Source organism: Mesorhizobium sp. M7A.F.Ca.US.011.01.1.1 (assembly GCF_003998295.1).
Taxonomy (GTDB): domain Bacteria; phylum Pseudomonadota; class Alphaproteobacteria; order Rhizobiales; family Rhizobiaceae; genus Mesorhizobium.
This window is the reverse complement of the sequence record NZ_RZRT01000016.1, coordinates 88,506-109,666: the sequence shown is the minus strand read 5'-3', so window position 1 is coordinate 109,666 and position 21,161 is coordinate 88,506. Positions and strand designations below refer to the sequence as shown.

Below are 21,161 nucleotides of genomic sequence, written 5' to 3'. Positions count from 1 at the left end.
ACGTGCCCGATACCTTCGCCGACACCTCGGCGCTGGAGCAGGCGGTCGGCTACCGCCCGACGACGACAGTGACCGAAGGGGTGGGGCGGTTCGTCGAGTGGTACCAGGCGTATTTCGGGCGGGGATAGACAAAGTCTTTGCAAGATCACGGCTGGCAAACTCGCCTCAGGCCACGGTCCAGTGATGCTCGATGGCTGCGCCAGCTCCTGCCAGCACGACACCCACGGGGATTGGCCGCCCCCGCAATTCGCACCACAGCAACATTGATCTTTGATGGGTGATGTTGCGGTTCCGCTCGCCCGCCATCCGCCATTCGCGTTCGTTTATTTCATTGGGCAAAAAACTACCGACAGCGGACAAACTGCCTCGCTATTCGAATGATGCGGTAGCGTCACATAACGCGCATGTTTCCTCCAGCCGGAGGCGCTTCATCCCCGCGCCGCCGGTTAGGCTCGACGGCCGCCCGCCCCCAAAAAGCCGTCGGGCCGCCAGAAATCCCGATATCCTACTCGCCTCCCCTCCTCGCCATCACTGCGTAAACGCCTTGGACATCTGATCCGCAAAGGGTTTCAACAGATAAGACCAGACATTGCGTTCATCGGTGCGGATATGAACCTCGGCGGGCATACCTGGCCTCAGCACCTTCGCTTCGGTCAGGCAGTTCGATTTGCTTTCGACCTTGATCCGCGCCGAGAAATAGGAAAGCTGACGTTGCGGATCTTTAATCAGATCTGCCGAGATGTGTTTCACTGACCCTTGGCAGACCGGAGTGGTTCCCACGTCGAACGCCGGAAAACGGATCGATACCGGCTGCCCTGGCCGGACGTCGTCGACCCGCGACGGAGGGATCAGCGCGTCCACCACAAGATCGTCGGCATCAGGCACGATGGTCATGAGCATCTCGCCAGGCGCGATAACGCCGCCGACGGTATGGACAGCCGATTCCTGTATTGTTCCGGACTGCGGCGCGCGGATCGTTGTCTTGGTCAATTCATCCTGGGCCACAATCCTCCGTTCGTTGAGTTCGGTCTGCTTGGCTTCCGTCTCGCGGAGTTCGGTCGTCACGTCAGTGCGCCTTTGGTCATCCAGCTGCAGCATCTGCAACCCCGTTTCGCTAATGCGCGCCTGCGCTTCAGCTACTGCGGCAGCGAGGCGCCCCGATTCTCCCCTGGCCCGGGTGGCATCCAGCCTGATGTTGCTCACCCTCTCCTTGGAGACGAGTTTTTTGGCGTAGAGGGAATCAACGTCGGCGAAATCCTTATTCAGCAGAGCAACCGATTCATCCACCGCGCTCTGTTGCGCTTTAAGACCGTCGATCTGACGTTCAAGTTGCTGGGATTGGCTTCTCAACTGTGCCTTCTGCCCAGCCAAAGCCGAGGCGCGCGTTTCAAAGAGGGCGCGCTCGCCGTTGACGAGCGCAGCCAGCTCCGGTTGGTTCATTCGCGCCTTCAGGCCGACCGGCAGCTGCATTTCCGCCAGGCCCGTGCGCTCGGCCTCCAGCCGGGCGAGGCGGACGGTCGCGCGATCGAGATCCTCACTAATGATTTGCAGGTTCGCGCGAGTCAGCGTGTCATCCAGCCTGACCAGCACGTCGCCGGCTCGTACATGATCTCCGTCCTGCGCGAAGATCCCGCCCACTGTGCCTCCGGTTTGATGCTGGACCTTCTTGACGTTGGTTTCCACCACCACGGTGGCCGGTGCAACCACAGCGCCGGCGATGTTGGTCAATCCCAGCCACAGGCCGCCGCCAAGGACCAGCAGACCTGTAATCACCAAACCGAATATCAGGTTGGCCCGTATACCGTCCGGCAGATCTGGCGCGCTCACGGCAGCCCGTTTGCTGCCACGAAGGGTCCGAGCATACGATGAGAAAGCGACGAATGTTTCGAGCAGAGCTTCATGCATGTCCGGCAACACCCGGTATCGGCGCCAAAGAAGATGGCCGAGGTGAAACAGGCGGTGAAGGTCGGAGCACGTTCGCCAAGACCTGCTCGCGCGAGCCAAAGGCATGAACCGTCCCATTCGACATAACCAATACCTGATCGATGTTGGCGAGAGCCGAAGGACGATGCGCAACGACAATGACGATGCCTCCGCGCTGACGCACTGCCCGTATGGCGCCCGCCAGGGCAGCGTCCCCATCTACGTCGAGGTTCGAGTTCGGTTCGTCGAGCACGACAAGAAACGGCTCGCCATAAAGTGCTCGGGCGAGACCCACGAGTTGCCTCTGCCCTGCCGACAGGGCCGCTCCGCCCTCGCCGATGCGGGTCTGAAATCCCTGAGGGAGTTGCATTATCATTTTCTCGACGCCGGCTGCTCTTGCCGCCGCAAGGACGCCTTTTGGATCCGTCTTGCCTCGGAACCTCGAAATATTGTCTGCTACTGTGCCGTCAAACAACTCCACATCCTGCGGCATGTAGCCGATATGGGCGCCGAGCTGTTCCGAGTTCCATTGATCGAGAGAGGCGCCGTCCAATCTCACCGAGCCATGGAGCGGCTTCCACACCCCGACCAACGAACGGGCCAGCGTCGTCTTGCCGGAGCCGCTCGGGCCGACGACGGCCATTCCAGCACCCCTCGACAGGTGGAAGCTTACATTTACAACGGTCGGTCTTGTCAGGCCGGGCGGCGCGACTGTCAGTTGCTCGACGGCAAATCGTGTCTGTGGGCGAGGCAATTCCATCGGGTCGTCCTGACTGCCAAATGCAGCCATGACAGCTGCTAGCTCGCTATAGCTGCGCCGGGTCGATAGAAAGCCTCTCCAGTTTGCAATCGCCGCGTCAACCGGGGCCAAGGCCCGGCCGAGCAATATGGAAGATGCGATGATCACCCCAGGAGAAGCTTCACCGCCGATGACCAGGTAAGCACCGAGCCCCAGAACGCCGGATTGCAGACCCATGCGAAGCGCCTTCGAGAAGGAACTGGCGCCACCGACGACATCCGAGAGGCGTTCCTGCTGACCAAGATATGCGCGGCTGACGTCGCTCCAGCGTCGAGCCAGTCGACCAGAAAGCCCCATTGCATGAACGACCTCGGCGTTGCGCCGGGCGGAGTCGGCAAGCGCCCGTTGCGACGACAACTCCTCGGAGGCGCGCGCGGCCGGACCACGGCTAAAGACTTCCGCAACCGCCGTCAGGAGGACCACGGCGATCGCGCCGACGGTTGCCAACAAGCCTAGCAAAGGATGGAGCAAATAAATGATCACCAGATAAAAAGGAATCCACGGAGCGTCGAAGATGACCGTCGGTCCCGTTCCGGAAAGAAAGCCGCGCAGTCGGTCAAGATCGTGCAAAGGCTGCAGACGGCCTGCATCACGCCCTGCCTTGAGCGGCAAGGATAGGGAGATGGAGAACACCTTTTGCTGCAAATTCCTATAGAGACGGCTACCGATGCGGACCAGCACGCGAAGCCGCACGAAATCCAGGAGCCCGTGGACCGCATACAGGCCCAGCATGCCGATCGTGAACCCCACCAGGGTGGGAACGCTCTGCGACGGGAGAACGCGATCGTAGATCTGCAACATATAGACCGAACCGGTCAGAGCGAGAATGTTTATCACTGCCGAGAACAGCGCCACGCCAAGCAGCCCAGGCATGCAGGCGAGAATGGCGGAACGTAGCTCGGGAGAACCGGCCCCCGATGTTTTCATGACCAGCGGTCGTTCGCGCGACACTGCCGCGCCGTTACTTCCGTAAGTTGTGATGGCTCAAACCTTTCTTGATGCGCATAGCAGCCGCTATCCGTCGCCCCCCTTATTACGCTCTGCTTACATACGTCGACTTTGAGGAAAATGCAGCGGATTCGTGGCGCAGGACCAACAAAACGCGACCCGCAGCGTGCACAGGCTGGGGATAACTTCCCCAAAAAATGGCAATTCGCGCTAGTAACGCAGTCCAGAATCGAACACGCAAAAAGGGCTTATGTCCTTGCTTCCACACACTTTCAAAGACGCCGCGGTGGTTGGCACAAAATACCTGATGCGGAGCAACAACTTAGATCAATCAAACCTTTTATCGTTCTGTATTTTGTATTTGATTTCGTCGTGATTACACCAATCACCTGAGCAGACGTTGGGTTTAACCGAATCAACCAAATGATCTTTGGTTGACACTCCATTACGTACGATAGGGCCATGGGTGCGGCAGTGAAGTCCGGCATCCAGTCCCCCAGACTTCAGCGGCGGCAAGTGGACGACCGTCAGGACGGCGCGCAGCATGCGTCATTCAAACGGACGAGGACAGTGATCGAGCCTGACCGTATTCTGGGTTTAGCTCATGCGCAGGATGGCGACTGGATAAAAGGCTCGTTCACCTCGGGGCGCGCTGGCCGACGGGCTCGAACCCGCCTCGGCTGGCGGACGGCTGCCAATCTGCCCAAGAAGGCGGATCGCGCCTTCACCATCGTCGTTATCAGAGCGGAGGCTGCGGTAGTCGGTGCGTTATCCGCAAACAATGGAAGAGTAAATCGAGGCGACCGAAATGAGAATTGCGACTGCGCTTCGGTTCGCGATTTCCTATTTCAAAATGTCTTCGAAGGGTCGCCTAAGCCGATCGCATGGCGATATCGGGCTGAATTCGAAACGTAGTGGGGTGTTGCGTGGAAAAGAAGTATCGAAAATTAAGAAGAGCTGTCTGGGAAACTATATATAGGGTCAGCTTGATAACCCCGAATTTTTACGTTCTGAACTACCCCATAGCAGCCGCCGGATTCTTTAACGGAAACCACAGGTTCCCAAGACGGGTTTCCAGCCAATCTGCTACGATAAATGACTTTATCTTTGACAGAATGATACGGAATAGATGGGGTTATCTAGAGAAGATATGCGTTGATAAGCATTATGCTAAGTACATAGCTGGTGGAATCGCAGGTCTGAAAATCCCAAAGACGATTGCTGTATTCAAGATAAATAGAAATACAACGGCAGATGATATCCTACTTTGGATCGAGCCTTTCATCGGACGTCATTTCGTGATGAAGCCGACCCATTCCTCCGGAAAAGTTATGTTCCTCGACAAGCCGCTCAATAGGAAAACCATAGAGGAATTCTTAAATTTTTCTAAGAGATCGTACTTCAATGTTGGACGAGAGACGCAATATTATAAAATGGAAAAGAAGATAATTATCGAAGATAATATTTCTACCGGAGGAGAATTAAGTGATTACAAATTCTTCTGTGTTTGCGGTAAAGCAGTTTATCTTCAGGTCGACGTCGGTAGATTTGTTGATCATAAGAGAGCTGTCTTTTCTCTTCCGGATTTTAAGCAGATTGATGTCATGTACGGTTATGGCATACCAGGAAACGTAGAAAGGCCGGAAAATCTCGAAAAAATGATTGAGATTGCGGAGAGGATATCTAGAGATGTTGAGTTTGTCAGGGTTGATTTGTACAGCGTTAATGGCGACATATATTTTGGAGAGATGACTTTTTCTCCATGCGCTGGATCGGATTATATTTCAAACGAGAGTTGGGCCATAGATTTTTTAAATAGGGTCAAGGCAGAAAGTGTTCCTAAAGCAGCGATAGGTGGCCGCTTCACGCCGCAAGCAGCACGATCTTTCGACCGCCAAGTCGGCGGCTGAGCCGCAAGGGCTTAGACGAAAGCCTCGGTTCATGTGCCGAGGCCCCCCCATCGGCTTTCCTCTAATTGGGGATAACCCTGTCGGGAAAGGCGCATATTTCCCCAATCACGCGGCTCAACAATGAGCCGGATGAGAGGGGCTTATGTTGTTGTTGCGGCACCGTTTTAAAAGACTTCGGTTGCCCGAAGCGGGACATTTCCTGCTATGCAGCAATCCTGTCGGCGATCAAAGATTCTATCCAGCGTGTGTCGTATTTGATTTGGGCCTAATATGCGCCGTCAACTAAGCAGACATGGGGCATAACCGAATCAACCAAAGGATTTTTGGATGACACTCCACTACGCGTCCGGTGGATCAGCCGCCGAGATCGCAACCGCCGGATTCAATCTGGCTGATGTTCAATACGTTTCGCAAGTCAATGCTTTACCGGATGGCATGAAAGGCTTGGTTTATCTCGGTGAGCACGACGGAGTAACTTCGTCTTTCATCGATAAAGTCACTCCCTTCATAGGTAATCCGGATGTGTTCGGGTTTTACCTTAGCGACGAGCCTGATCCGACAGGCAAGTGGGGCAGCTACGCAACCGCTGCAAACCTAAAGGCGGAATCCGACTGGATCCATTCTCATTTTCCCGGCGCCAAGACCTTCATCACCATGATGAACTTGGGCACGGATGGCTCCCCGAGCTACATGAACCCGAACGACCCGGCCCACGCCGCTTACAATCCGGCGAATACGGGCATCGATTTCTACGGTATTGGCTATTACCCCATCAACAACACTTCGGCTCCAGACTACAGCCATATCGACAAGATGGTTGCGGCTGCCGGTGAAGCGGGCATCCCGATCGACAAGATCATCCCGCTTTATCAGGGGTTCGGCGGTGGCAACTGGGAAACCAGCGCTGGCGGCAAGTTTGTCATGCCCACCGCTGCCCAGGAGCAGGCCATGATTGATCGTTGGGCCGCACTGGTTCCGTCGCCGGCCTTCGACTATACCTATAAATGGGGAACGCAGAATGGCGACACCGCGCTTGAAAGCGCCTCGGAACTGAAAGCCTTTTTCCTTCAGCACAATCTCGAGGGCACCCATGCCCCGGTCTCGCCCCCGGTTAGTGATCCTGTCACGCCGCCGGTCAGTGATCCGGTCGGCACACCGACCACGCCTCCAACTCACGCCGGCGCCCCTGCTCCCGCCGCGCCGGCCCCGTCGGGCAGCGATCATGTCTTCCATGGCACGCGCGGCGCAGACGTCTTTCACGCAACCACGGGCAATGACAAATATCTTGTCAACAATGCTCATGACAAGGTGATGGAAGCGCCAAACGGGGGGTTCGACAAGGTCGCGGCCTCGGTGAGTTACGCTCTTACGGCGGGATCACATGTCGAGCAGCTCTCCACCGCCAATTCGGGTGGCAGGGCGTCCATCAACCTGACCGGCAACGAATTCGGTCAAGCCATCTATGGGAATGGCGGCGCCAACAAGATCAATGGTGGCGGTGGCGCCGACAAGATGACCGGCTATGGCGGCAATGACACCTACTCCGTCGACAATGCTCACGACAAGGTGGTGGAGCAGAAGGGCAGCGGCATCGATAAAGTCCTCGCCTCTGTGAGTTTCGCCCTATCGGCTGGCTCGCACATCGAACAACTCGCGACCAGCAAGGCGTCCAGCAAGGCCGCGATCGACCTGACGGGCAATGAGTTCGCTCAGACCGTCAAAGGCAACGCCGGCGCCAACAAGATCGACGGTGGTGGCGGAGCCGATAAGTTGACCGGGCACGGGGGCAGAGATGCCTTCGTGTTCAGTACCGCCCTTGGCGCTGGAAACGTTGACAGGATCACTGATTTCAACAAAGCCCAGGACAAGATTCACCTCGATCATTCCATCTTTGCCGGTCTCGATCAGGGGAGCCTTTCGTCGGATGCTTTCTTTGCCGGCAAAGCCGCGCATGACAGTTCCGATCACATTATCTACAACAGTTCGACGGGAGCTCTTTCTTTCGACAGCGACGGCGTCGGAGGCGCAAACCAGATCCATTTCGCGAGCCTCTCTCCGCATCTGTCGATTACCGCATCGTCTTTCCTGGTCACCTGAACCAGCCCAACGAAGAACTGCTTTAAGAAGTCGGCGAGGCCCCTGGGCCTCGCCGTCAGATATTCCGCTTGTGCGGAACAGGGGCTGACGTGCGGATTCGGTACTGAAAATCCGACGACGCAGGCCGAGGGCCGACTCATCGCGTGACGGCCCGGCGCAATCAAGTGTCAAAACTTTTGCCCATCGGCGAACCGCGGGGAGCTCAGGCACCACGCCGCCGCAATTGGACACTCGGAACCTTGGACAGCCAAGGTGATGCGGACCAGCCACTCGTACCGGCTCAGGCAAATGCCGCGCCCACGAGTCACATGAGCGCTCCGATAACCGCGAGGGAATCTCGCCTCGCTGGTCGCTGCCCTTCCAAACATCACGGGTGTCATTCAAACGGACGAGGACAGGCATCTGGTGTCCCCCTAGCGTGCACTCGGGCGGCATGCGCTCAGAGGTGGTGAAACCGGGCGATGGCAGCATCGAGAGCCGATCGGTTCCTCGACTTGACTGCCATGTGCGTGGGAGAGGCAGATGAACCCGCACCTGGTCTGCGTGGGAGGCGAGGATCACGCCTTGAGAGTTCCCTTCCTCATCGCGCTGCGAGAGAAAGGCTTTCGCGTTACGGCGGTCTCGAGCGGTTCTCCCGTACCGTTTCTGCGGCATGACATTTCGCATCACAGGTTCTCCTTCGATCGGTTTGCATCTGGCGGCGGGGAATGGCACGCTCTAGGAACGATGCGCCGATTGATGCGGGAGCTTCGGCCCGACATCATCCAGAGTTTCGACACCAAGCCTAATCTGTTGACGCCCCTTTCCATGCGGGGAACAATCCCGGTCATTCGCACCATCAACGGGCTGGGCTGGACGTTCTCATCGCTGGCGCCTCGCGCTTTGGCTCTGCGTCCGGTCTATTGCGCACTGCAATGGCTCGCGTCTTCGTGGACGGCAGCGACCGTTTTCCAAAATCGCGATGACCAACTGTTCTTCGAGCGCTTTCGGCTGATCGGTCGCGGGAGCGCACGACTGATACGCAGTTCCGGAATCGATGTCGATGCGTTCGCAACGCTGCGTCATCTCGGGTCCTCGGCAACGAAAATGCGTAGGGAACTCGGTCTCCAGTCCGCCGAAGTGGTGATCTTTGTCGGCCGCTTGACCCGTCAGAAGGGTGTGGGAACCCTCCTCAAGGCGGTTCCTCGCATCGTGGCCGAAAGACCCGCAGCACGGTTTGTGCTTGTCGGTCCGCGAGAATCCGAAGGCTCATTCGCAATCGACAAGTCCGAGATCGACCGGCACGCACCTCATGTGCTGGCCTTGGGTCCACGACGCGATGTCGCTGATCTCCTTGGCATGGCCGATGTATTCGCCTTTCCCACCCAGTATCGCGAAGGAGTACCGCGTGTGTTGCTGGAGGCAGGGCTTGCGGGACTGCCAATCGTGGCTTCCAGGATGCCAGGCTGCAGAGACGTCGTCGAAGACGGGTGGAATGGCTACCTGGTTGCACCGCATGATGCCGATGCCCTTGCCTCGCGAACAATAGACTTGCTGTCCGACCGCGCGGCGGCCAAGGCAATGGGCGCCCGTTCCGCTGAACTTGTGCGGGAGCGATTTGCCCTGCCGTTGGTGGTCGATCAGTACTGCGACCTGTACGAAAACACACTCCGCGCGGGGCTTCCGCGACCGCTCCCTGCTGTCGCACTTGAGGGCAGCCTCGCAGATCACCGGGGCGGAGCACGTCAATGATCCGGGACGCCTTGCTCGCCCTGGGAGTTGCGATGTCCTATGCGACGCAACTCGGCGTTCCAGGATTGCCGCTCGGCTATGGCGAATTGTTCATCGCGATCTGGATCGTTCTGGCGATTGGACGAATATTCGCCGGGGGTCGTCTCCAGGTCACACCCGCTTTTGTCCAACTGGCGAGCTTCTGGCTGATCTTATCGCTGGCTTTGGGAATCGGCACGATCGTCGGCTACCTGACCACCGTCCTTTACCTGACCGGGCTGGTACATGACGTGATGGCCTACATGCTGCTGGCCGGCTTCACATGCCTGGCGGCCGCGGAGCCCGACGCCGATCGTCACCTTCGCCGCAGTGCATGGTGGGTGATCGCCATCGCCAATGGGAGCTTCGTGATTCAGCTGGGATTGGCATTTGGGGTAGCCCACCAGTCCGGCGTCGACCCCTGGTTCTGGGACAGGTTCCGTGGCTGGTCCGAGAACCCGAACCAACTTGCGCTCTATTGCGCGCTTTTTGGCCCCCTGGCTTTGCACCTTGCCACGACCACCCGCAACCCATGGCGCCGTTTGCTCGCACTCTCCAGCCTGATCCTGACCTTTTATGTCGGCCGGCTGACGAAGAGCGACACCTATCTCTACACCAGTATCCTGAGCTGCCTCGTCTTTCTCGGATTGCGGCTTCGTGCATGGATCGAAACGAGCGGTCGCGCCAGCCTGTCTCGCCTGGCAGCAATTGTGCTGTTGTCGGGTTCCTTGCCTCTAGCGCTGGCGATGACGCCGTACGCGCTCACCGAAGAGGCCAGCGTCGCCCATTTTGCCAAGAGCCTTACCAAGGACCAGGGTGGGGAAGCGACACTCGAAACGTTCGAACTCCGGCTCTATCTGTGGGAGGAGGCCGTGGAAAAAGGGTTGAAATCCGGGTCCCTGGGACTGGGCCCTGGGCCCCACCTCGAGCGCCCGCCCGTCGCCGACCGTCAATTTCTGCAGCGACCCTTCGAGGCCCATAATACCGTTCTCGACCTTTACCTGCAGGGCGGATTGCTTGCTGTGATGGCATTGGTCTGGATCGTGGGAGCCGCAATGTCGCTTGCCTGGCGAGCGGGATTCGACGCGTTGCTGGTGCTCTGTGCGTCGACGATAATCTTCAGCATGCCTCACCTGATCATCCGCCATCCGATCGTGTGGTTTTCGCTGGCTTTCTGCCTCGTAGCCGGAAATCCGACCGCACTTCGGCGCCAGCTTGCTGAACCGAGGGTGTCCTAATGTGCGGGATCGCGGGAATTCTATTGGCTTCCGATGCCCCAGACATAAAGCCGCTCCAGGCGATCGGGCGGATGACCGCGTCGCTGCGTCACCGGGGTCCGGATGGAGAAGGGCTCTGGGCGGATCGCGAAGCTGGAATCGCACTGGGCCACAGGCGATTGGCAATTGTCGACCTGTCAGCCGCCGGGCACCAGCCGATGCATTCCGCCAGCGGCCGGTACGTGATCACCTTCAACGGTGAGATATACAATTTTCGCGATCTGCGTTGCGAACTCGAGGGTGCGGGCCAAACCTTTCAAGGTGCCAGCGACACTGAAGTGATGCTCAGCGCAATCGAGCATTGGGGGCTTGAGACCTCCCTTAAACGCTTTGCCGGAATGTTCGTGTTCGCGTTGTGGGATCTGAAGACAAGAAGCCTTTATCTGGCCCGCGACAGGATGGGTAAAAAGCCCCTCTATGTTGCTTCGACCCGAGACGCATTGGTTTTCGCCTCTGAGCTGAAGGCGATCAACTGCTTTCCGGGCTTTTCTCCCGACCTTGATCTTGATGCCGCGGCGGCAATGCTTTCAACGGGATGGGTGCCGGACCACCGCTGTATCTGGCGAAGCGTGTTCAAACTGCCGCCCGGTTCTGTCCTTTCCGTCACCGCGGCGAATTTTGCCGAAGACCGCAGCGCGGACCGTCTTTCCCAACGCGTTCACCGCTGGTGGTCACTGGCTGACGTTGCTGCCGATGGGCGACGGAACCCCGCCACCGGCACCGACGAAGATCTGGTTGACGAACTGGACAACCGGCTTCGGCTGGCCGTGCGGGAACGCATGATCGCCGACGTCCCTCTAGGCGGCTTCCTGTCGGGCGGGATCGACAGCTCAGCCGTGATCGCCTTGATGCAGGCTCAATCCTGCAAGCCGGTTCGCAGTTTCACGATCTCGTTCGCAGAGGGCGGTTTTGATGAAGCTCCATACGCAGCGGCCGTTGCCCGTCATCTGGGTACCGACCACTCCGAACTTCACCTCTCGCCCAGCGCTGCACGTGACGTCATTCCCGAGTTGCCGCAGGTCTGGGATGAACCCTTCGCCGATGAATCGCAGATACCGACCTTGCTCGTTGCCAGGCTCGCTCGTCAGCACGTCACCGTAGCGCTGTCGGGCGACGGCGGTGACGAATGCTTCGCAGGATACGGCCGCCACTTCATGGCGGAGCGGCTGAAACGACACCTGCGCCTGCCCCGACAACTGCGCCGAACCTTGGCGGCGGGGGCAGGTTTTTTCGCACGCGCAGGACGTGACGATGTCGTTGGCAAACTGCCGCTCTCTGCGAGCGCGAGGCATTTTATCCGGAGCGACCGACTGGAACGTCTCGCCCGGCTGCTCACGGCATCGAATGAAGACGAATTGTTTCAGCGGCTGGCGCGGCCACAGGCTGAAAACCTGGGACGTCAGCGGCCGACCGAACCAATCCACGGCTACGGCGGTCCGCCGCTTGACGACCTGCTCTCCCGTCTTCTGTGCGATGACATGGCGGGATACTTGCCTGGCGATATCTTGGTGAAGCTGGACCGTGCCACCATGGCCAACAGCCTCGAGGGCCGGTGTCCTCTGCTTGACCACCGCGTTGTCGAATTCTCCTGGCGGCTGCCATCCAACATGAAAGTTCGTGATGGCGCCGGCAAATGGATCCTTCGTCAACTGCTACGCCGCTATCTCCCGCAGCATCTGATCGAGCGTCCGAAACAGGGCTTCGATGTCCCTATCGCTGCATGGCTGCGGGGTCCGCTGCGCAACTGGGCCACCGATCTTCTCGCCGACATGCGAACCGAAAGCAGTGACGTATTGGACGCTGCGAAGATCGACGCCTGCTGGCGCGATCACATTGATGGCCAAAACCGGTCGCGCGAATTGTGGTCGGCGTTGATGTTCCAGGCCTGGCGGAGCAACGCCAACCGGCAAGCACAGCAAACCGGCCCAATTCATGAACCCGATCTGGCAGGAGTATAATATGGTAGGTTCCGCAATCAGCCCGATCCAGCTGCCACGAGTCAATCAACCACCAGCACCGGTTCTCGAAGGCAGAGTGCACGTGCGGTCATTGCGCGAATATGTCGAGCCGCCCACCGCGTCGCGCCAACTCTTCGTCATCCTGGCAAGGCGAAAATGGTCTATTGTTGGCTTCGCTGTGTTGGGCGGCCTGCTGGCGGGGTTGCTGGGAAGCCTTCGACCGGTTCTCTACGAGGCAACTACCCAGCTTATCATCGACGCCCCATCGCGCGGTTCACTGCCCGTCGGCGCCCCGTCTTCGCAGGACCTCGTTGATTCAAGCATAGATGACCACATCACGATGCTATCGTCGCAAGATCACCTGCGCCGCGTCATGGCGGCACTGCGCAAGACAGGTGCGGCGGACACCGGACAGGACAATTCCGCCACCAAGGATTCCCGGCTTGAGCCGTCTGCCATCCCTCCCCCGAGGACACGCTCACTTGCCGGTGGTCTACTGGACCGGCTGTGGCCAGGAGCGGACAAAACAATCAACGATTCACAAGCCGAGGATGCCTCCGAGTTGAGAGCTTTGCGGCGAGGAATGCGGGTCGGGCAGGAACTGCGATCGAGAGTAATCTCCGTCGCTTTCGCCGATGACAGTCCCGCGCGGGCGGCGCTCGTGGCCAACACATTCGCTCAGGTCTATGTCGACAATCTAATAAGGAGAAGGCAGGCGTCCGACCAGCAAGAACTCGATGCGATCACCACCAGCCTGCCAAGGCTGCAAAACGATCTGCAGGCAGCGGCCGACCGCCTTGAGAAATATCGGCTGAGCCACGGAGCCATCGACCAAGGCTCGGCGGACAATGCAGCCAGGGAACGGGCCGACCTCAGCCAGCAATTGTCGATGTCAAACGCGGATCTCGCCGCTATGGAAACTCGGCTGCGACATGTTCAGGAGCTTCGAGAGCAGGGAGCTTCTTTCGCCTCCGTGGCCGAAGCTATTGGCGGGCCTGAACTTGCCGACCTTGCGGCTCGACAGGCTCGCGCGCCTGCGGACCCGGAACTCAGAAACGCTACTGAAAGCAAGGTCGAACAAGGCATAGACAAGATTGCTGCGGACGCGAACATTTTCCGTGCCCAGATCGCCACTCTTGAAAGCCGGAAGGCCATTTTGGATGCGGTCATGGCCGACACCGCCAGCCGGCTTTCCGGGTTGCGGGCTCTCGAGCCGCAGGTCAGTTTGCTGACCCAGCGATACAACGAACTTCTTGGCCGGCAACAGGATTTGACGCGGCGTATCGGAGTTCCTTCGGCTGGAATTTCCATCCTATCGGCGGCGTGGCCGCCGACCATCCCGCAGACCTTGCCTGCCATCTTCCTTGTCCCGCCAGGGATGATTGTGTTCGCTATTCTGGGGGCGATTTTCGTCACGATGCGCAATCACTTCGATCGGACTTTCCGCGGCGAGGCCGAGGCGGAAGCGATCCTCAAGGTTCCATGCATGGGGCAGATTCCCGAAGCCGGCAGGGTGCATGCCAAACGACTGCGAACCCTTGTCCTGGGCGAGCGCAGCTCCGCCTATAGCCGCGCCGTGACGTCGTTGCTAATTGCTGCGGCGCCCAATGCGCTGAGGGCTCGTTCGTCGTACACGGCGCTTGTCACCTCCAGCGTCCCGGAGGATGGGGGGACCGAGCTCGCATGGAGTTTAGCGCTGGCCGGCACGCGGATGGGCGGTCGAGTCCTCTTGATCGATCTTGAACGCAAGGGCGTTCAACTCACGCTCGAGTTCCTGCATCAGTTCAGCGAGCGCAAGAGCCGCCATTCCTTCGCTGACTATGTCTGCAATCGCAGCAACCTGGAAAATGCCGTGGCCAGTCTGCATGAAATCGGCATCGACGTGATGACCGCTGCTCCGTCGGACGATCTGCTGGCGGTGTTGTCCTGCGAGGATGGGGGCAAAGTGATGGCGGATCTGCACTTGACCTACCGCATCGTCATCATAAACCTGCCGTCGGCGCTCGGGCGGCCGGAAGCCAAATTTCTGGCTGGATGGGCTGATGCGGTGCTTTTCGCCGTCCGGTGGAGGAAAACGCCACGCACTCTCGCTCGCGGGGTGCTGGAACTCCTTCAGGGCAGCGGTTCTCTGGCGATACCTGTCGGCAGCGTCCTCACGCAAGTGAACTTGAAAAAACATGCCGGATATCGGCTCGAGGATAGCGCCGATCTCTTGCGCGAGCAAATAGCATGATCAAGCACAGGCTCGTCCTTGGGCTGCGGACGATCCGGGGCGGTTCATCCAGGGAGCGGCCAGGACGATTCACGGTGCAGCCTGTCCGCAGAGCGCGTCATTCAGGTGAATGATGGCAAGGTCCGGTGTGCATCGTAGGCTGCGGCAATCCCCGATATGTCTCCCTCGGAAGCGCGAACCGATGGCACTAAGCGACCTTCTGAGACCCAAGATGGTTCCCGCGGCCGAGACAGCCATCATCGCTGTTCGGCCGAGCACGATCGGTTCGATCATTCGTGCAGCTGGTGAAGTGTCGGCGATGGCAATTGCCGGCCAACTCACTCTTCTTGCTGCAATTCCGGTTTTGGCGCGGCTCTATTCGCCTGCGGATTTCGGCATCTTTACGATTTATCTGTCGATCGTGAACATCCTCGCCGGGGTCGCAGCATTGCGCTTCGAGGCGTCACTCTATGGGGTGAAGGGGAGCGCGCAGGCCTATGTGACGGTCAAGCTTATCCTTTTGGCTGTCTTCGTGACGACCGTTCTGGCCTTTTCGGCCGGACAGATGCTGTCGAACCTTGCTCCCAATCGCCTCGGCTCGCTCGCCTGGCTCATTCCGATCGGAATGGGAGGCGCAGGTCTGGTCGAGGCCATGAACTGCTGGAGCCTGCGTGCCGGCCTTTTGCGTGACTTTGCCCTTGGGCGGCTGATCCTGCCGGCGAGCATGGCTGCACTGCAATTGGCTTTCGGCTTCGCCAACCTCGGCGGTGAAGCGATGATCCATGCCCATATTCTGAGCCAGTTCGTCTTTATCGGGTATATCGGTTATCGGGTGACGAGCTGGGAGGATATGCGCGGCATCGCACGGGCACCTTGGCGTGCGGTGTTCGAAAAGGCTCGGCGGGAATACAAATTTCCTCTGTTCGATATTCCCGCAACACTCGCGAGCATAGCGATCAACAATCTTCCGGCAGTTCTTGTCGGTGGGCTGTTCGGCACCGCATTTGCCGGATATTTGGGCGTAGCAACGCGCCTGGTTACCGGTCCAGTGACGCTGATCGCTTCACCGCTCAGCAATGTTTTTGTCGCCGAAGCAAACCAGAACAACAATCGTGGACACCTGCTTGGTGTGGCACGCGGGCTTCTCCTGCTGGCCGCCGGCTTTACCGCCGTGCCGATATTGCTGCTTGGACTCGCTGCGCCCTATGTGGTCGTTCCGCTCCTGGGCGAGCCTTGGATGCCCACTGCGGAAATCATGACCGCACTGGCGCTGATGGGCGCGGCACAAGCGTTGTCGACTCCGCTTAGCGATGTTCCCGCTCTGTTACGTCGGCAAGGAACAAGACTGGTCATCGACCTCGCACGAGCGGTTCTCGTGTTTGGCCCGCTGCTCGCCGGCGCCCAGGCGGGCTGGCAGCCAGTCACCGTCATCTATTTCATGGCCGCCGGCGGCGCGTCGGGTTTCGCTCTGAAATTGGCAGCATCGCTGTATCTGCTGACTCACGACCCTCAACCAGCAGGCGCTGCAACGTGCATCCAACATGAATGTCTCGAGGAAAAAACACCATGAATTCGTCGTCGGTTGACAACCTTCAAACGGCAGTTGCGGTCACCCAGCATGACCGTGCCGATGTCTCATGGTCACGCCCTTTTATCTCGGTCGGGATACCAACCTTTCGCCGACCGGATACGATCCGCAGGGCGATCGACAGCGTCTTGGGCCAGGATTACTCCGATTGGGAGTTGGTCGTGAGCGACGACGAGGGACCGGAGGGCGAGACCTGGGCTATCGTGACCGACTATGCACGAAGCGAACCTCGCATCCGCATCATCGAAAACAGCCGAGGTCGCGGTCAGGTAGAGAACACCAATAACGCTATGCTGTCTTGCTCCGGGCGATGGATCAAGTTGCTGCATGACGATGACTGGCTTGCGCCAGGTGCACTCAGGACATTCGCCGAAGTTGCCAAACAGTACCCCTCAGTCGCCTTCATGACGTCAGCCGCAAACATAATCGAGGACAAGCGAGTGCGATTTCGCCAAGTCCCCAAGGAGCAGGAACCGATCTCGCTTTATTCCAGCCAGCAGTGCCTGATGGACCTCTATCTGGTGCGCGCGACACGCTGCCTGGGGATTATTCCATCCACATTGTTGATCAACAGCGACGTCATTCGTGCCGGCTGCTTGATGCGCACGCACAAAGAGATTCCGGCCGGAGTGGATCAACTGTTCTTCGTGGATCTAGCCAGCCATGGGGACATGGTGGCGATAAGCGATCCGCTTACCTTTTACGATGCAACGAACCATCCAAGCATTACAACGTCAAAGAGTTTCCGCGAGGTCGACGAAGTGACCCTCGCCGTCAAACAGCTTAACTGGAATCTCATCAAGGACCGCAACCATCTCCCGCCTCCCGAGACATTGCTGCGGGCATTGCGGGTTGCTCGTATTCCCATGAGGTTCCACCAGCAGTCCTGGTTGACCACGTTCCTGGATGGGATTCAGATCTTCCGACCTTCCGTCATGAAGGTGGCGGGCTGGCACGTGCTTAACCACGTGTTTGCAATCCGCCCAAGATTGGGCCGGGTGCGCACACGACGGCGGTAGGGTGAGGCTGGCGGACAAGCGCGCCGGCAACAGATTGCGCGCGCACAAGCCTGTGCGCGCGCATGGTACGGCCGTTACCTCACGGCAAGACGCATATGCGCCCAAGAAGAGCTACCAGTTCCGCCTGGCGCCGTGTATCGGTCTTGGCGAACAGCGACGCCAGCTGCGACCTTATCGTGGTCCGGCTCAAGCGCCGCTTGCGGGCTATTTCCAAAGGGGCATCCCCCTGCGCCAAGCGCAGCGCAAGCTGCGTTTCGGCACTCGTCAGGCCAAACATTCTTTGCAGCGTCTGGGGATTTGGCCCGGACCTGTTTTCACGATCCAGCAGCGCCACGATACTTGTCGCGTCAGGCGTTGCTATGCCCTTCTCGTTCAATATCAGAGGCCTGTCGCCCATGCCGCGGATCACCACCCATGAAAGCGTGCCAGGAAGAAAATTGCCCGGCACGTTTGCGATCAGCCGTCTCAGAGCAACAGACACTTTGCCGGCCGTATCAGCTGCCTCGCCCTCGCGCTCCAGGGTGTTTTGAGCAGCTGAATTCCACTCCATGACCTTCCTGTCGCTGTTCAGGATCAGATAGCCACAACCGATGCGATCAAGCATTCTCACAACAGATGCAAGGCTGCTCTGCCGTGATTCGACAGCCACGCCGTCGAACCTTTGTGGTGCTTGATGCCAGGCGGAACTATGGCCACCCTGCGTTCTCAAGGCGGAAACGGGCTTTCCCCCGAAACTTCCATATTGGCGACCAAGAACTCCATCATCCTGCCTACCAACCAATGCCATTTTCTTACCTCCCGCAAAACGGCAACGCCTCCCAGTCAAAAGGAGGTGCCTTAAACATGTCAGTCAGGTCGCTTGGAGAGTTGCGGTCCGATCCGCCCCCGACATCGGACAAAATGCGCGCTACAATCCCGGGGAACAATCCTGCGGTCGGACTAGTCTGTACGCTTTTCGGTCTAATCTCGACGGACTAGTCAGAAGGTTATAGTCTGGCATATGCGTTTGCATTCGCTCAGTTTGCATCCGAACAGCTCAGGCAAGTTGCTAACCCACCTTGCCTCGATGTCGCTTCTGATCGCGACACTTGCGGTCGAGACAGCGCTGCCCGCCTCCATGGCATACGACGTCGGTTTTTTTGAGTTTATTCCCACCATTATTGCCATCTCATATCTCGAAGATCGCCTGATCGCCCTTGCGGCAACGTTTGTGATGGTGGCCGTCGGCTTGTTGGCGCGGGATATCCTGCACAATCCAATCGACGTGGACGTTTGGATTCGGGCCATTCTGCTGCTGGTTGCAGGGGGGATGATCGCCCTGACTTTCCACCGGCAGAGGCAAGACTACCGCACCCTTTTGCAGGTTGCCGAGGATAGACTCGTGGCCTTGGAGGCAACCGAAAACAGTTATCGCTGGGCATTCGAACGTGCCGCCATTGGCTTTGCCAACATGAGCGAGAACGGAGAGTTGCAACGGTCCAACAAACGTCTTTGTGAGATGACAGGGTATGCCGAGGAGGAGCTTTCTAGTTTGCCAGTCAGGACACTCATCCATCCTGAGGACAACCACACTTTGGCGGAAGCGTTGACTCGCCTCAAAGACACGACTTCGTTCGGCTCGGAGATCCGTCTCCTGAGAAAGGACGGCACGGTTTTGTGGACAAGATTGGCACTGTCTTTAGCCGTGCCAGCCGATGCTCTCCCTCAAAGCATCTTTGTAATGGTGGACGACATATCGGGAGAGCGAACCGCCCGCGAGGCACTCCGGGCTCAGAAGGAATGGTTGGACCTGGCGCTATCGTCCAGCCGGTTGGGAACATGGCGCATAGATTTCGAGAGCGGGTTCGTGAACGGCTCAGCCGCGTTCTGGGAAATGATGGGACTGGCACCCGCGCCGAGCCGTCCATTGCAGGAATTGGCCGCGGTCGTTCACCCGGCCGATTTGCCTAATCTGACGGCCCCGCGAGAGCTTGCATCAGGCGCCAACTATGACGCGGAGATCCGCATCAGGCGAGCTGGCGGGCATATCCGCTGGATTGCTCTTCGGGGACGGGACGAATTGCGCGATGGTCGTGCACAGCGAATAGGGGTCGCCGCGGATCTCACCGATCGGCGCATAACCATTCTGCTGCGGGCTGCGGCGAAGAAGCGAGAACGGGCCATGCTTGAACAGCGCCATAGGCTCAACAATCTGTTTCCGGTGATCACGGCGCTTGTGAATATGGTTGGTGCCCCCGACAACGATATCGCCCGCTATAAGCAGACACTGATCGAAAAAATCGGCGCACTCCAGGCGACGCATCTGCTTCTTTCACGCGATGGCAGCCTGTCGGCTTCCCTGCGCGATCTCATCGTTCAGGAATTGCAGCCCTATATGGGTACGCACAACATTTCGTTCAGTGGACCAGAGGTTAAAATGGCTGAGGGTTCGGCTGAGAGCTTCGCAATGATCGTTCACGAGCTTACGACCAATTCCGTGAAGCATGGGGCTCTCGGCACTCCGGCAGGCCGCATCGAGGTCGTGTGGCAATTCGCAGCCCAGGAGCCCGGCGCCGACATAGTGTTTGAATGGTCGGAATCGGGAGAGCGCCGGGTCTCCACCTCGGCTCGGCGCGGTTTTGGGTCGTTGATCATTGGAGTCGACGGTGAGCCTATCGTGGGCCACTCTTCCAAGCTTGAGATGCTGGATCACGGACTGAAATATTCGGTCCGGCTGCCGCCAAAAGCAATCGGCGCTAGTTGATGTCTCTGGCGGCCCATGTCTTCAGCAACACCGCGGCTTCCGTCCGATTTCGTGCTCCAAGTTCGCGCAGGACGGCGGCAGCATGAATCTTCGTCGTCGCTTCTGCAATTTCAAGAGAGCGGGCAATCTCTTTGTTCGAGTAACCTTCGGCCATCAATCTGAGGACTTCCTTCTGTCTAGACGTAAGCCTGCCCAGATTGTTGGCGCTGATGGTTCTGTGGGGCATTTGCGTGGGAGCCCCGGATGGAAGGCGTACCGGCTCCTTCGACCTTTGTGAAAGAAGTGCCGGGACGTAAATACGGCCGGCCAGGATTTCGTTCACCGCCAGGACCACCTCCTCGTCCGTTTGGGACTTTACGATATAGCCATGAAGTCCAATCGAAAGGGCAGTCAGAATCTCGGCGCGTGAATCGGTCCCCGAGACAATTGCAAACCGTGTGTCGGGATGAGCCGGTAAGACGTCGCGAAGATCATCCTGACCGGACAGTCCCGGCATGTTCAGGTCGAGGATGGCGAGATCAACGGGCGCCTGATCTTCAAGCAGGCTTATGACGGTATCAAAACACGCCGCTTCGAATATTTCCAAGTCTGGAATGCCGGCCATCAATGCCAGCCGCAGCCCACGACGATACAAGCCGTGATCATCGGCGATGATAATACGATACATGAACCACCCACCTTTGGCAGCCCGCATGTGTCCCTAGCTGCCGAAACCTCCCTTTGGATGGACTGTACGGTGACCCAACATAGATCAGCCGCCCGCTGATCCCCCGTATGTCGACGCTCGCGCCGCCCATCTGCACATTTCAACCTGCTAATGTAGCTTACAATCGCACACATTTCAGGCCAGATAGCAAAGTGTTTTTTTCGTACGAACGGTAGCGATGCCCTTCCGAGAAGGTCGTTACCGGCGCGGACATGCGCACAGTGGTTGCCAA

15 protein-coding genes and 1 pseudogene are annotated in these 21,161 nt (G+C 58.5%); 12 read left to right on the top strand and 4 right to left on the bottom strand.

All coding sequences use genetic code 11. The features are described 5' to 3' along the window. Positions 1-128, top strand: a pseudogene (locus EOA13_RS38780) (capsular biosynthesis protein CpsI); the annotation flags it as partial. A 400-nt stretch (positions 129-528) separates the two neighbouring features. Here EOA13_RS38780 and EOA13_RS17425 read toward each other — a convergent pair. Next, the gene (locus EOA13_RS17425) at positions 529-1,905 is read right to left on the bottom strand and encodes an HlyD family type I secretion periplasmic adaptor subunit (RefSeq protein WP_127294387.1); all 1,377 of its coding nucleotides are present in this window, start codon (positions 1,903-1,905) and stop codon (positions 529-531) included. Then, complete coding sequence (locus EOA13_RS17420; protein ID WP_164780130.1) at positions 1,898-3,649, bottom strand: type I secretion system permease/ATPase; 1,752 nt, start codon at positions 3,647-3,649, stop codon at positions 1,898-1,900. The genes EOA13_RS17425 and EOA13_RS17420 overlap by 8 nt, the downstream gene beginning before the upstream one ends. 141 nt (positions 3,650-3,790) lie before the next feature. On the opposite strand from EOA13_RS17420, the gene EOA13_RS17415 reads away from it, so the two are divergent. The 10 genes from EOA13_RS17415 to EOA13_RS17370 all read left to right on the top strand — a co-directional run bounded on the left by EOA13_RS17415 (position 3,791) and on the right by EOA13_RS17370 (position 17,480). Then, a complete protein-coding gene (locus EOA13_RS17415) occupies positions 3,791-4,063 on the top strand; it encodes a hypothetical protein (RefSeq protein WP_127294383.1) in 273 nt (90 codons plus the stop codon). Positions 4,064-4,132: 69 nt separating this feature from the next. Beyond that, positions 4,133-4,585 carry a hypothetical protein gene (locus EOA13_RS17410; RefSeq protein ID WP_127294381.1) on the top strand — a complete coding sequence of 151 codons (453 nt, stop codon included), beginning with the start codon at positions 4,133-4,135 and terminating at the stop codon, positions 4,583-4,585. Positions 4,586-4,596: 11 nt separating this feature from the next. After that, the gene (locus tag EOA13_RS17405) at positions 4,597-5,580 is read left to right on the top strand and encodes an ATP-grasp fold amidoligase family protein (RefSeq protein ID WP_164780120.1); all 984 of its coding nucleotides are present in this window, start codon (positions 4,597-4,599) and stop codon (positions 5,578-5,580) included. A 327-nt stretch (positions 5,581-5,907) separates the two neighbouring features. Continuing rightward, a complete protein-coding gene (locus EOA13_RS17400) occupies positions 5,908-7,677 on the top strand; it encodes a calcium-binding protein (RefSeq protein ID WP_127294379.1) in 1,770 nt (589 codons plus the stop codon). Between the two features lie 522 nt (positions 7,678-8,199). Continuing rightward, a complete protein-coding gene (locus EOA13_RS17395) occupies positions 8,200-9,408 on the top strand; it encodes a glycosyltransferase family 4 protein (RefSeq protein ID WP_127294377.1) in 1,209 nt (402 codons plus the stop codon). Next, positions 9,405-10,664 (top strand): O-antigen ligase family protein, encoded by a 1,260-nt coding sequence (locus EOA13_RS17390; protein ID WP_127294375.1) that lies wholly within the window; start codon positions 9,405-9,407, stop codon positions 10,662-10,664. Before EOA13_RS17395 ends, EOA13_RS17390 begins: the two co-directional genes overlap by 4 nt. After that, the gene (gene asnB, locus EOA13_RS17385) at positions 10,664-12,661 is read left to right on the top strand and encodes an asparagine synthase (glutamine-hydrolyzing) (protein WP_127294373.1); all 1,998 of its coding nucleotides are present in this window, start codon (positions 10,664-10,666) and stop codon (positions 12,659-12,661) included. Before EOA13_RS17390 ends, asnB begins: the two co-directional genes overlap by 1 nt. 1 nt (position 12,662) lies before the next feature. After that, positions 12,663-14,894, top strand: a complete 2,232-nt coding sequence (locus EOA13_RS17380) for an exopolysaccharide transport family protein (protein ID WP_127294371.1) — start codon at positions 12,663-12,665, stop codon at positions 14,892-14,894. Between the two features lie 211 nt (positions 14,895-15,105). Then, on the top strand, positions 15,106-16,443 hold the full coding sequence (locus EOA13_RS17375) for a lipopolysaccharide biosynthesis protein (RefSeq protein WP_245490410.1): 1,338 nt from the start codon (positions 15,106-15,108) through the stop codon (positions 16,441-16,443). Continuing rightward, positions 16,440-17,480, top strand: coding sequence for a glycosyltransferase family 2 protein (locus EOA13_RS17370; RefSeq protein ID WP_127294367.1), 1,041 nt, complete (start codon positions 16,440-16,442; stop codon positions 17,478-17,480). The genes EOA13_RS17375 and EOA13_RS17370 overlap by 4 nt, the downstream gene beginning before the upstream one ends. A 79-nt stretch (positions 17,481-17,559) precedes the next feature. On the opposite strand, the gene EOA13_RS17365 is transcribed toward EOA13_RS17370, so the two are convergent. Then, complete coding sequence (locus EOA13_RS17365) at positions 17,560-18,267, bottom strand: helix-turn-helix transcriptional regulator (protein ID WP_127294365.1); 708 nt, start codon at positions 18,265-18,267, stop codon at positions 17,560-17,562. 213 nt (positions 18,268-18,480) lie between these two features. On the opposite strand from EOA13_RS17365, the gene EOA13_RS17360 reads away from it, so the two are divergent. Further along, positions 18,481-20,223: a PAS domain-containing protein gene (locus EOA13_RS17360; protein ID WP_127294363.1), complete on the top strand. Its 1,743-nt coding sequence runs from the start codon at positions 18,481-18,483 to the stop codon at positions 20,221-20,223. Here the strand turns inward: EOA13_RS17360 and EOA13_RS17355 are convergent. Then, entirely contained in the window at positions 20,216-20,890 is a 675-nt protein-coding gene (locus EOA13_RS17355) for a response regulator transcription factor (RefSeq protein WP_127294361.1), read from the bottom strand. The two genes, EOA13_RS17360 and EOA13_RS17355, sit on opposite strands and share 8 nt — an antisense overlap. Positions 20,891-21,161 lie beyond the last annotated feature (271 nt).

Coding starts and splice junctions, on each gene's coding strand:
- EOA13_RS17420 (WP_164780130.1), bottom strand. CDS start 3,649: ATGAAAACATCGGGGGCCGGTTCTCCCGAGCTACGTTCCGCCATTCTC.
- EOA13_RS17395 (WP_127294377.1), top strand. CDS start 8,200: ATGAACCCGCACCTGGTCTGCGTGGGAGGCGAGGATCACGCCTTGAGA.
- asnB (WP_127294373.1), top strand. CDS start 10,664: ATGTGCGGGATCGCGGGAATTCTATTGGCTTCCGATGCCCCAGACATA.
- EOA13_RS17380 (WP_127294371.1), top strand. CDS start 12,663: ATGGTAGGTTCCGCAATCAGCCCGATCCAGCTGCCACGAGTCAATCAA.
- EOA13_RS17365 (WP_127294365.1), bottom strand. CDS start 18,267: ATGGCATTGGTTGGTAGGCAGGATGATGGAGTTCTTGGTCGCCAATAT.
- EOA13_RS17390 (WP_127294375.1), top strand. CDS start 9,405: ATGATCCGGGACGCCTTGCTCGCCCTGGGAGTTGCGATGTCCTATGCG.
- EOA13_RS17415 (WP_127294383.1), top strand. CDS start 3,791: ATGCAGCGGATTCGTGGCGCAGGACCAACAAAACGCGACCCGCAGCGT.
- EOA13_RS17425 (WP_127294387.1), bottom strand. CDS start 1,905: ATGCATGAAGCTCTGCTCGAAACATTCGTCGCTTTCTCATCGTATGCT.
- EOA13_RS17355 (WP_127294361.1), bottom strand. CDS start 20,890: ATGTATCGTATTATCATCGCCGATGATCACGGCTTGTATCGTCGTGGG.
- EOA13_RS17370 (WP_127294367.1), top strand. CDS start 16,440: ATGAATTCGTCGTCGGTTGACAACCTTCAAACGGCAGTTGCGGTCACC.
- EOA13_RS17410 (WP_127294381.1), top strand. CDS start 4,133: ATGGGTGCGGCAGTGAAGTCCGGCATCCAGTCCCCCAGACTTCAGCGG.
- EOA13_RS17400 (WP_127294379.1), top strand. CDS start 5,908: ATGACACTCCACTACGCGTCCGGTGGATCAGCCGCCGAGATCGCAACC.
- EOA13_RS17360 (WP_127294363.1), top strand. CDS start 18,481: ATGCGTTTGCATTCGCTCAGTTTGCATCCGAACAGCTCAGGCAAGTTG.
- EOA13_RS17375 (WP_245490410.1), top strand. CDS start 15,106: ATGGTTCCCGCGGCCGAGACAGCCATCATCGCTGTTCGGCCGAGCACG.